The following is a 12242-nucleotide window of genomic DNA, read 5'->3' as shown; positions in this document are numbered from 1 at the left end:
ATTTTCCGGATTGGTATAATATACGCCATTAGCAAAGCCGCGGATTCTCCTACTTACCAAAACAGCGCGTGTTGGGAGTCTAAACCTCCAACCTTTCCATATACTAAGCCTCAGCAGAAATACTGGGGCTTTTTTGTATCTGCTGCTTCTACGAAGTAATGTTGGGATAACTAGGCGCTCCTAGCTCACCTGCGTGCTCGAATCTCCGGAGTGCCTACTCATTCCAGCCTTGCCATATTTAAGACTCTAGTCTGCACGTCTCGGCAGAAATGCTAGCGCTTTTTATTCCTGTCATTTTTACAAGTATCACTTGAAGTACCATGTGTTCCTTTAGCTATCTCTATCGAACACTGATTTAGTGCAGCCTTGCTGTATTTAATGACTTAGTTCAAAGCTAAAGCTTTCTGTTCACCACTCATCTAGCTCCGTAGTCCTGTTAATAACTAACGCTATTCTAGCGAGACGTTGAGTCCCGTTATTTTTGTTTCCAGGTGAAAGGTGAAGTCTTTCGATTGAAGCTTATATAACTTGAGAGTGGGTTATTGGGTAGACTAGCGAGTGGGCAGAAGAACTAATTCTCTGTATGACTTAAGCTCCTTAAAGAGTTCTGTCCACCCACATTAAGGCTTTCGATTACTCAAATATTACCGGTATCAAATATCGATATGAGCTCTATGTTCCACGCATATCTTTCAGCGATAGCTCCAGTATGGGAATTGGTGAGTTTGACTTTCATTGGGTATAAAAAAGGCCACCTAAAGTAGGCGGCTTTGGTTGATCTATCTAGGTGTTAATCTAGCTCTTTCTCTGCTTGTTTTGCTTTCTCTATCATAGGAGTGATTGTTGAGCCTTGAACTAGAATAGAGAACACAACAACGGCGTATGTCATGACAAGGATTATCTCTTTTACATCTATTGCTTTGTCTTCAATTACCCAGATACCTGAAGGGATTGAAAGTGCCATGGCTAGTGCTAAGCCACCGCGTAAACCACCCCAAGTTAGAATCTTAATCGACCACGGGTTGTAAGTTCTAAAGCGTTTAAATCCGATGTAAGACAAGAAAACACTCAAGTAACGTGCACTCAATACTAGAGGGACTGCGAAAGCCATTAAGATCCAATCTTCTTGGTGGAATTTGAATAACAGCATCGACATACCAATTAGTAGGAATAATACGCCGTTTAAGAATTCATCTATCAATTCCCAGAAATGATCTAAGTGATCTTCACTCTCTTTTGAGAATCCGATAAAGCGAGTCCAGTTACCAATCATGATACCTGAGACCACCATCGCTAATGGTCCTGATACATGTAGAACTTCAGCAAACGCATAACCAGCAGTTGGAATGCCGATGGTTAATAGCAACTCCATCGAGTGGTCGTCGGTGTTGCTGATTAGGTAATGGAATACAAGACCTAAAACAAAACCGTAGACGATGCCGCCAATTGCCTCTTGAACGAATAGCATGGTCACACTACCGACGGTTGGCGCTTCTGTGCCGAATGCGATAGTAAATAGGGTTACGAAGATAACTAAGCCAAAACCATCGTTGAATAGAGATTCTCCCTCGATTTGAGTAGAGATTCTTCTGGGAGCGTCGAGTTTCTTTACTATTGCTAGCACGGCGATGGGATCGGTTGGAGAGATTAGCGAGCCAAAGAGTAGGCAGTAAATCAGATCAAATTGAATACCGATGAACTGGCAAAACCCGTACAGCACAAAACCGATAAAGAATGTTGAAAACAGCGTAGCACCTAACGCGAGTACTGTTATTTCCCATTTCTGGTCTTTTAGGTTTGGTAATTTGATTCCCAAACCGCCTGCAAATAGTAAGAATCCTAATATCCCTTTTAGAAGGAAATCTTCAAAATTGATACTGGCAACGGTTTCTGAGGCGATGTCAGCCAATTGGAACCAATTGTTTTGTCCCGCAATGATAATTAATAGAGATAACATCATTGAGCCAGCTGTAATGGCGATGGTTGTCTGCATTTTACCAATTTTTGTATTCACGAAAGCAATAAGCATGGCTGCAGCGGACAAGAAGCATAAGGTGTAATAGACCGACATTGGGATTCCAACATGTAACAAAGTATGAATATGAATTTTCGTTGTCTCATGCTCAAATAGCAAACATTTTTTTGTCATGACTCAGTAATCAATTTCCTTTTTTAGACGTCTAGACTCCTTTTTAATGTGTGATAGGATGGAGGGATAATTAAAGGAATGAGGTTGTACCGTGGGAAGTAATGTAAGGCAAAAGATTGACGCTCTGTTGAAGCAACGAATTTTACTGATTGATGGTGGCATGGGCACCATGATTCAGGATTATAAATTGGAAGAGCAAGACTATCGTGGTGAACGCTTTGCTGATTGGCACAGTGACTTGAAGGGCAACAATGACCTTTTAGTTCTTACACAGCCTAAGCTTATCAAAGATATCCATATGGAGTATTTGGAAGCTGGGGCTGACATCCTCGAAACCAATACCTTTAACGCTACAACCATCGCTATGGCCGACTATGATATGGAAAGCCTTAGTGAAGAGATTAACTTTGCAGCAGCCAAGTTAGCACGAGAAGCCGCTGACGAATGGACTGCAAAGACTCCTGAAAAACCTCGCTTCGTAGCGGGTGTATTAGGCCCTACCAACCGAACTTGTTCTATATCCCCTGATGTAAACGATCCAGGTTACCGTAATGTTAGCTTTGACGAACTGGTTGAAGCCTATTCTGAATCGACTCGCGCGCTCATTAAGGGCGGTTCAGATTTAATTCTTATTGAAACTATCTTTGATACGTTAAACGCGAAAGCGTGTGCCTTCGCCGTTGAATCTGTTTTTGAAGAGGTGGGTATTGCTCTTCCAGTGATGATTTCCGGTACCATCACTGACGCATCAGGTCGTACCCTTTCAGGACAGACGACAGAAGCATTCTACAACGCCCTTCGTCATGTAAAACCAATCTCATTTGGATTGAACTGTGCATTGGGCCCTGATGAACTGCGTGAGTATGTCGGTGAGATGTCTCGTATCTCAGAGTGCAATGTTTCTGCTCACCCTAATGCGGGTTTGCCTAATGCATTTGGCGAGTATGACCTTTCTCCTGAGGATATGGCTGAACATGTTAAAGAGTGGGCTGAAAGTGGCTTCTTGAACCTAATTGGTGGGTGTTGTGGTACTACTCCAGAGCATATCCGTCAAATGGCTGAGGCCGTTGAAGGTGTAACGCCGCGTCAATTGCCAGACTTACCAGTTTCTTGTCGTCTTTCGGGACTAGAGCCACTGACGATAGCTAAAGAATCTTTGTTCGTGAATGTAGGTGAGCGGACCAATGTTACCGGCTCTGCACGCTTTAAGCGCCTTATCAAAGAAGAGCTCTACGACGAAGCCTTGAGTGTAGCTCGAGAGCAAGTCGAGAATGGTGCTCAAATTATCGATATCAACATGGATGAAGGGATGCTAGACGCCGAGGCGTGTATGGTTAAATTCCTGAATCTATGTGCTTCAGAACCTGAAATCTCGAAAGTACCTGTTATGGTCGATTCTTCTAAGTGGGAAGTTATCGAAGCTGGCCTAAAGTGTATTCAAGGCAAAGGCATCGTTAACTCAATCTCTCTAAAAGAAGGCAAAGAGAAGTTTGTTGAGCAAGCCAAATTAGTTCGTCGTTATGGTGCTGCTGTCATCGTGATGGCGTTTGATGAAGTCGGGCAGGCTGATACTCGAGAGCGTAAAGTCGAAATCTGTACCAATGCCTACAACATTCTTGTTGATGAAGTCGGTTTCCCACCAGAAGATATTATTTTTGACCCGAATATTTTCGCAGTGGCTACTGGTATCGATGAGCATAATAACTATGCGGTTGATTTCATTGAAGCAGTAGGAGACATCAAACGCGATCTCCCGCATGCGATGATCTCTGGCGGTGTGTCGAATGTTTCATTCTCATTCCGTGGTAATAACTACGTCCGTGAGGCTATTCACGCGGTATTCCTATATCACTGTTTTAAAAACGGTATGGATATGGGCATTGTAAACGCTGGCCAGTTGGAAATTTACGATAATGTTCCAGAAGATCTGCGTGATGCTGTTGAAGATGTGGTACTAAACCGTCGTGATGATTCGACTGAAAGATTGCTGGATATGGCGACCGAATACCTAGAGCGTGCTGTTGGTAAGGTTGAAGATAAATCTGCATTAGAGTGGCGAACTTGGCCTGTAGAGAAGCGTTTGGAGCACTCTTTGGTAAAAGGTATCACCGACTTTATTGTTGAAGATACCGAAGAAGCTCGTGTTAATGCCTCTCGTCCTATTGAAGTGATTGAAGGTCCTCTAATGGACGGAATGAACGTTGTTGGTGACCTGTTTGGTGAAGGTAAGATGTTCTTACCACAGGTTGTAAAGTCTGCGCGTGTGATGAAACAGGCGGTTGCCCATTTAGAACCATTCATTAATGCATCCAAAGAAGTGGGCGCAACTAACGGTAAGATTTTGTTAGCGACCGTTAAAGGTGACGTTCACGATATCGGTAAAAATATCGTTGGTGTGGTTTTACAGTGTAATAACTACGAAATTATCGACTTAGGTGTGATGGTTTCTTGCGAGAAGATTCTCAAGGTAGCGAAAGAAGAGAATGTCGACATTATTGGCCTGTCTGGGCTGATTACACCGTCTCTTGATGAAATGGTACATGTTGCTAAAGAAATGGAGAGACAGGGTTTCAAGCTGCCTCTTCTGATTGGCGGCGCAACCACATCTAAAGCTCACACAGCAGTTAAGATTGAGCAGAATTATTCAGAACCTGTTGTATACGTAAATAATGCCTCGCGTGCAGTGGGTGTTTGTACTTCACTACTTTCTGATGAATTGAAACCCGCTTTCGTTGAGAAGCTGGATATCGATTACGATCGCGTTCGAGATCAGCACAATCGTAAGAAGCCTCGTACCAAGCCTGTCACGCTTGAAAGAGCTCGTGCCAATAAAGTTGCTATCGATTGGGATGCGTATACGCCACCGGCACCCGCTAAGCCGGGAGTTCACATCTTCAATGATTTTGATGTGGCAACTTTGCGTCAGTACATCGATTGGACTCCATTCTTTATGACATGGTCATTGGTTGGTAAATACCCTGCAATCCTTGATCATGAAGAAGTGGGTGAAGAGGCAAAACGTTTATTCAAAGATGCTAATGATTTACTGGATCGCGTAGAGAAAGAGAAGCTGCTTGAAGCGCGTGGTATGTGTGCCATGTTCCCAGCGAACAGTGTTGGTGATGATATTGAGGTGTATACCGATGAATCTCGTACCGAAGTTCTAAAAGTTCTACACAATCTTCGTCAACAAACAGAGAAACCAAAAGGCTTTAACTACTGTTTGTCTGATTACATTGCGCCAAAAGAAAGCGGTAAAGCGGATTGGATTGGTGGCTTTGCGGTTACGGGTGGTATTGGTGAGCGAGAGCTGGCTGATGAATACAAAGCGAAAGGCGATGACTACAACGCGATTATGATTCAGGCGGTTGCTGACCGATTGGCTGAGGCGTTCGCGGAATATCTGCATAAAGAAGTGAGAAAGGATATTTGGGGTTACTCGCCAGATGAGAATTTGTCTAACGACGATTTGATTCGAGAGAAATACCAAGGTATTCGTCCAGCTCCAGGTTACCCTGCTTGCCCAGAGCATACAGAGAAAGGTACGTTGTGGGAGCTGATGGACGTTGAAAAGGCAATCGATATGTCATTAACGACAAGCTACGCGATGTGGCCTGGTGCCTCAGTGTCTGGTATGTATTTCTCACACCCTGATGCTAGATACTTTGCTATTGCACAGATTCAACAGGATCAAGTGGATAGCTATGCTGACCGCAAAGGTTGGGATATGTTAGAAGCCGAGAAGTGGTTAGGTCCTAACATTAACTAGTTTGAATCTATGATGAGCTTTGATTCGTAAAGTAAAAAGAGAAAGGGTTGCTAAATAGCAACCCTTTTTGTATTTGTGATTTATCTGTCGATGATAAACGGACTTTCTATTCAAATAATTCTTGGTGCAGTTTTTGAATCGCCAACTTAGAAACAGATTCATTTAGTAAGAAGCACAGGTTGTGTGGGCTTGCACCGTAACAAATCATGCGTAGGTTGAAGTCTTCAAGAGTGCCGAAGACCTGCTTTGCATAGCCTTTGCTTTCACTCATGTTGTTACCAATAAGAGCAACAAGGCATAGGTCGTGTTCAATATCTACAGAACACAGCTCCTCAAGCTCAATGCGAGCGGCTTCAGGTAACTCAGGGGCACCACCAGAGGTATCCGTTTGATCCAGAGTAAGTGACACACTGATCTCTGAGGTAGTGATAAGATCGACCGAGATCTTATGCTTAGCAAGGATCTCGAACACCTTTGCCAAGAAGCCATATGCATGGAACATGTTAGCACTGCGTAGCGTAACCATAGTTTGGTTGCAGCGTAGGGCAAGCGCTCTAAATAGAGGAGAGCTCTCAACTTCTTGACGAATCCAAGTACCACCGAGCTCTGGTGCTTTAGAAGAGCCGACAAATACCGGGATTTGGTGGCGTAATGCAGGTACTAGAGTCGATGGATGCAAGATCTTCGCACCAAAGTTTGCCATTTCCGATGCTTCACTAAAGCTGATCTCTGGGATAGGAGAAGCTTTAGGTGCAATACGAGGGTCAGTGGTGTAAATACCCGGAACATCCGTCCAGATTTCTAGACCAATCGCCTTTACAGATTCGGCAATCAATGCTGCTGAGTAATCACTGCCACCGCGGCCTAAAGTCGTGGTGTTGCCTTCGCTATCAGCACCGATAAAACCTTGGGTAACGACAACTTGTTGTTGGCAAAGTGGAATAAGTTTCTGTTGCGCTAGAGCGGCAATATCTTCTAGTTGAGGTTCGGCTTTACCAAAATCATCATTAGTGCGCATCACATCTCTGATATCAAAGCGAACAGCAGGAGTGCCTCGTTCACGGATGATCTGAGCCAAGATGTGTGTCGACATCAACTCGCCACATGCGACAAGGTGATCCGTCAGTTTAGTGCTTGTTTGGAATGATGCAGCCTCGGCAGCGCTCGCAATGTCATCAAGAATGCTGTGAACTTCTTTTTCGATGCTGATTGGATCTGCGAGTTGGTCAAGAATTGCGTTGTGAATGTCCGCTAATTGCGCCATTAATTCCTGACGACGTGCTTTATCTTGAACACCATTTGCCAGTTCAACCAGCAAGTTAGTGACACCAGAGCATGCACTACTCACGACCAGTTTCGTGTTTGAGTTGTTTTCAATAATGGCAGCACAACGGCCCATTGCTTCAAAGTTGGCAACACTTGTTCCACCAAACTTAGCGACATTAAAAGAACCAGCTACATTAGATGCACTCACGATATATCTCCCACGACTTCCTAAAATAAAATTACGGTTGGGTAATCCAACGTCCGATGTTTTTCGAAGAGAGTTTTAGAGCAAAAAGAGAGGAATTATTAGAATAGTAACCTCAGAAGCTCTTCACCATATAGAAATGGCGACAGTTGACGGGATTCAGCCCGCTCAACCGATAATAAAGGTCCTGCATACTTTTATTATCTCGGCACTGCTCCCCATAAATGTTTTGTATTGGAAATGCGGTTCCACAAAACATCTGCCTGGGCAGTGCTCCTCTTCTGCTAGATAGCCGTTTCATTGAACGTTTTTGTGGTAACAATGTCAATCCGTAACTTGAGATAATTGAAAAATAATTTTAACAATTATGTGACAGTGGTTTGACCTCAATACTTATGGCTAATTGCTGAGGTAATCAATTTGCTTTAGGGTGGATTGTTCACAACATTAACGTAAGGGATGTACATGTCTAATTTACCACTCACTACTGCTATCGATAGCTTTTATCCACCACACCGAACGTTAATGGGACCTGGTCCTTCAGATATCTCACCTCAAGTGTTACAGGCTTTGAGCCGTCCAACCATAGGTCACTTAGATCCGCTGTTTATTGCGATGATGGACGAGCTTAAACAGCTTCTTAAATACGCTTTTCAGACTGAAAACGAATTTACGATTGCCGTTTCTGCACCGGGCAGTGCGGGTATGGAGACCTGTTTTGTTAACTTGATTGAGCCTGGTGAAAAGGTGATTGTTTGTCGTAACGGTGTCTTCGGTGAGCGTATGCGAGAAAACGTGGTGCGTTGTGGTGGCGAAGCCATCCTTGTTGATGACGAATGGGGCAAGCCCGTTTCAGTTGAAAAGGTAGAACAAGCATTGGCAGAAAACCCCGATGCCGTTGCTGTTGCATTTGTGCATGCAGAGACATCAACCGGAGCGTTATCTGATGCTCAAGCTATCTCTGCTGTCGCTCGTCAGTTTGATGCGTTAACGATTGTTGATGCAGTGACATCATTAGGTGGTGTGCCATTGCTGGTTGATGAGTGGCAGCTTGATGCGGTTTATTCTGGCAGCCAAAAGTGTCTGTCTTGTGTGCCAGGGCTATCTCCAGTGACTTTCTCTCAGCGTGCGGTTGATAAAATGAAAGCCCGTAAAGCACCAGTGCAAAGCTGGTTTTTGGATCAAAGTTTAGTATTAGGTTACTGGAGTGGAGAAGGTAAGCGTAGCTACCACCATACCGCACCCGTGAACAGCCTTTATGCTCTGCATGAGTCGCTGGTTTTGTTGAAAAATGAAGGCTTAGATAATGCGTGGTCTCGTCATCATGCGATGCACCAAGAGCTTAAAGAAGGCGTAGAAGCTCTAGGGTTAAAGTTTGTGGTTGATGAAGAGAGCCGCCTGCCGCAGCTTAATGCACTTTATTTCCCAGAAGGAATTGATGAGGCTAAGATCAGAACGCAGCTTTTAGAAGAATATAATCTTGAAATCGGTGCTGGGCTTGGCTCTTTGGCTGGTAAGGCATGGCGTATCGGCCTAATGGGTTACGGTGCTCGTAAAGAGAATGTCGCGTTGTGCCTAAAAGCGCTAAAAGATGTTTTGAAGTAGCTGCATGAACTGAAATTAAAAAGAAAAGCGCACGAGAGATCGTGCGCTTTTTTGTATCTACCCCAAGCTCCTACTGCCTACTAAGTGAAGCTTGCGTTGCGAATTCTTAACATTATTCTGCAGACGAAACGTTATCTTCTGCTTGTGACACTTTCTTATACTGAACCTTTGAAAAGTCTCTGTTAGGGAATAAAAAGTTCGCTTCGCTACGAATTTGCTCTGCTTTACTTTCTTCTCCTAGGCCTTGATACGCCAGAATCAGATTGCTGTAGAAAGCCGGTCTTGGTTTACTCTTTATGATCTCCAGTGACCAATCGATGTAAGGCTGTATAAGGCTCGGGTCGGCTTTGTAGAGGCCGATATTAAGGTAAGTGCTGTATATATCCCAATCGTAGCGATCTTTCCACACCACTGGGTTCGTTACCTGCTTAAGAATGTCCGGATTTTTCGGCTTAGACAGTTCAAACTTAGTCAGTACATAGTTGGTGTGCAGGGCGCTCAACATATAAAAACTGACCAAAATAGGGAGCACTAAGCTCAACACTCTAAATAGGGTCTTGCTGATGATACTGAACGACTGTTGATAATGTCGGGAAGAGCGCTGATCTACCCAGTAAATCAATATAATGAATATTATCCAGTGAATCGCCGAGTGGTAAAAAGGATACTCAAGTTGAGAGTGCAAAAGGATTGGGATAAATAACGCGAGCAGGGCTAGACGTGTTCCCTTTGCTGAACTTGTTATGCGTGACATCACCAATATTGCAGCAATCAAGATTCCGATGATTGGTACAATCCCCCCTTCAACTCCCCAAAACAGGAACTCATTGTGCGGGTGATCCATTGAAGGAAGACCTGGATGATAGTTCGAGTTGAGTTGATGTTGGCGAGCTGTATATAGCGTGTATTCAGACTCAAATTTCCCGTAACCATAACCTGTAAATGGCTTTTCGATCATCATATCTAAAGCTTGCGGGAACGTATAAGCGCGCGGGCTTTCTAGGTTCGCTTTCTTGCTAGCGAGGCTATCAGTCGCACTTAGGCTGATCACCGAAAAAGCGACGACGACACCGACGAGCACTGATGCGCACCATCCGTAGAAGCGTTTCTTGGTCGAGAACTTGTATAGATAGGGCAGAATGCAGATAAACCCAATGACAGCGGCCAACCATCCGGTACGTGATGCAATGATGATCAGCAAGGGCACGGTTAAGGTTGGAGTTAAATACAGTAGGAATGATTCGCTGATCTTATGGTTATATTTAGCCGGCTGCCTTGCTAAAAGGTAAGCGGACAGCACAAAACCAGTAGCAAGAAAGCTTGCCATTACATTCGGTTGTTGAAATATCCCATATGGTCGGTTTGCAGCAGTGTTGTAGCCAAATAGGTTGCCAGGTTCTAATAAGAAATATTGCACATAGCCAAATAGTGCTTGTATAACAACAGCAAGTACAATGAACCACAACATACGTTGCTTGTGTTTATTGCTGAACTTAAATTGCTGCAGCACCACAAATAAGGCAAAGCCCGCCCACAATCCAAGCAAGCGTCCTGACGCTCCTTGAGGTGCAGCATTGCTGTATAAAATGGGTAGCGTGAGTATGATGCAGCTAATCAACAAGCCAATTGTTAATTTGGAATACTTGAGTACTCGATTGGTCGCGAGTTGGTAAAAGCCAATCGCTAGCGTGAAGCTTAGCGCTAGCCAAGTGGTAGGGTTAAAGGATAGAGCAAGGCCCGAACCACCAGGATTCGGCATAAAAAAATGCATAGCTAACAAGAATACAACAGCTAAAGAAGCCAGAAATGCTTTGTTGAGTGGTAGCTGAGTGACCTGATTTTCTAGCTGAGTACCGCTAGTGTGTATTGTTGCCATAAATCCCTAACCTTATAAAAACAGAGCTTGTTCCTTCTGAAACAAGCTCTGTTACTTTAACATTTTTCTGTCTGCCCGCAGGGCGCTATTTTACACCTACTTCAAATTTAACATAGGCTTAAGGAAGCGAGCAGTGTGTGAACCTTCGACTAACGCCACATCTTCAGGTGTACCCTCTGCAACAATCTCACCACCACCTTGCCCACCTTCTGGGCCAAGATCTAGGATCCAGTCTGCTGTTTTAACGACATCTAGGTTGTGCTCAATCACGACAACTGTATTACCGTGATCACGCAGTCTATGTAATACCGTCAGTAGCTGCTGGATATCGTGGAAATGAAGGCCTGTTGTTGGCTCATCGAGAATGTATAAGGTTTTTCCCGTGTCTCGTTTAGACAGTTCACGCGCTAATTTAACACGCTGAGCTTCACCACCAGATAAGGTTGTAGCTGCTTGCCCTAAGCGAATGTAAGAGAGGCCAACGTCCATTAAAGTTTGCAGCTTACGAGCGATAACAGGTACCGGGTTGAAGTATTCACGAGCATCTTCCACAGTCATCTCTAGAACTTCGTCAATGGTTTTACCTTTGTAGCGGACCTCTAGAGTCTCACGGTTATAGCGCTTACCTTTACACACATCACAAGGCACATACACATCGGGTAAGAAGTGCATCTCTACCTTGATTACGCCGTCTCCCTGACAAGCCTCACAACGACCACCACGAACGTTAAAGCTGAATCGACCTGGCTTGTAACCACGAGAACGTGATTCCTGAGTGCCCGCGAATAGTTCACGAATAGGGGTGAAAATCCCTGTGTAGGTCGCAGGGTTTGATCTTGGTGTACGACCGATAGGGCTTTGATCTATGTCGATTACCTTATCAAAATGTTCTAACCCTTTAATCTTTTTGTGCTTTGCTGGAACTGCAGTCGTGGCACCGTTTAATTGAGTGTGGGCGACTTTAAAGAAGGTATCGTTGATAAGCGTTGATTTACCCGAACCTGATACGCCCGTAATACAACTGAACAAGCCAACAGGAATTGTCGCGGTCACATTCTTTAGGTTGTTCCCCGTTGCGCCAACGATCTCGACGACCTTTTTCTTGTCGATAGGCGTTCTCTTTTCAGGCACTGCAATTTCTTTAGCACCGCTCAGGTATTGGCCTGTCAAAGAGTTCGGGTTTTCGATGATGTCTTGCATGGTACCTTCTGCCACCACGTGACCACCGTGCACCCCTGCTCCTGGACCGATATCGATAACATGGTCAGCACAACGAATTGCATCTTCGTCATGTTCCACAACAAGTACCGTATTACCTAAGTCTCTCAGGTGAATTAAGGTTTGCAATAGACGTTCATTATCGCGCTGGTGG

Annotated in this window: 6 protein-coding genes and 1 riboswitch; of the genes, 2 read left to right on the top strand and 4 right to left on the bottom strand. The window is 44.4% G+C overall.

What is annotated here, in order from left to right; all coding sequences use genetic code 11:
• Positions 1 to 790 precede the first annotated feature (790 nt).
• Entirely contained in the window at positions 791 to 2071 is a 1281-nt protein-coding gene (locus AB4623_RS08800; protein ID WP_017061334.1) for a sodium:proton antiporter, read from the bottom strand.
• Positions 2072 to 2240: 169 nt separating this feature from the next.
• Between AB4623_RS08800 and metH the strand changes: the two genes are divergently transcribed.
• Positions 2241 to 5918, top strand: coding sequence for a methionine synthase (gene metH, locus AB4623_RS08795; RefSeq protein WP_372146189.1), 3678 nt, complete (start codon positions 2241 to 2243; stop codon positions 5916 to 5918).
• Between the two features lie 106 nt (positions 5919 to 6024).
• Here the strand turns inward: metH and lysC are convergent, their stop codons facing one another.
• A complete protein-coding gene (lysC, locus tag AB4623_RS08790) occupies positions 6025 to 7392 on the bottom strand; it encodes a lysine-sensitive aspartokinase 3 (RefSeq protein WP_372146187.1) in 1368 nt (455 codons plus the stop codon).
• 108 nt (positions 7393 to 7500) lie between these two features.
• Positions 7501 to 7678: riboswitch (Lysine riboswitch) on the bottom strand.
• Positions 7679 to 7854: 176 nt separating this feature from the next.
• Here lysC and AB4623_RS08785 point away from each other — a divergent pair.
• A complete protein-coding gene (locus tag AB4623_RS08785) occupies positions 7855 to 8994 on the top strand; it encodes an alanine--glyoxylate aminotransferase family protein (protein WP_017061337.1) in 1140 nt (379 codons plus the stop codon).
• Between the two features lie 112 nt (positions 8995 to 9106).
• Here the strand turns inward: AB4623_RS08785 and AB4623_RS08780 are convergent, their stop codons facing one another.
• Both AB4623_RS08780 and uvrA read right to left on the bottom strand, forming a co-directional pair.
• Positions 9107 to 10870 carry a PglL family O-oligosaccharyltransferase gene (locus AB4623_RS08780; RefSeq protein WP_372146185.1) on the bottom strand — a complete coding sequence of 588 codons (1764 nt, stop codon included), beginning with the start codon at positions 10868 to 10870 and terminating at the stop codon, positions 9107 to 9109.
• A gap of 96 nt (positions 10871 to 10966) precedes the next feature.
• Positions 10967 to 12242: excinuclease ABC subunit UvrA (gene uvrA, locus AB4623_RS08775; RefSeq protein WP_372146183.1), on the bottom strand; the 1276-nt coding region annotated here is incomplete at its 5' end.

The sequence above is a fragment of the Vibrio sp. 10N.222.52.C12 genome (assembly GCF_041474215.1).
Lineage (GTDB): Bacteria > Pseudomonadota > Gammaproteobacteria > Enterobacterales > Vibrionaceae > Vibrio > Vibrio crassostreae_C.
The sequence above is the reverse complement of the archived record's forward strand: the minus strand, read 5'-3'. Positions and strand labels throughout refer to the sequence as shown.

Coding starts and splice junctions, on each gene's coding strand:
- AB4623_RS08800 (WP_017061334.1), bottom strand. CDS start 2,071: ATGTCGGTCTATTACACCTTATGCTTCTTGTCCGCTGCAGCCATGCTT.
- AB4623_RS08785 (WP_017061337.1), top strand. CDS start 7,855: ATGTCTAATTTACCACTCACTACTGCTATCGATAGCTTTTATCCACCA.
- AB4623_RS08780 (WP_372146185.1), bottom strand. CDS start 10,870: ATGGCAACAATACACACTAGCGGTACTCAGCTAGAAAATCAGGTCACT.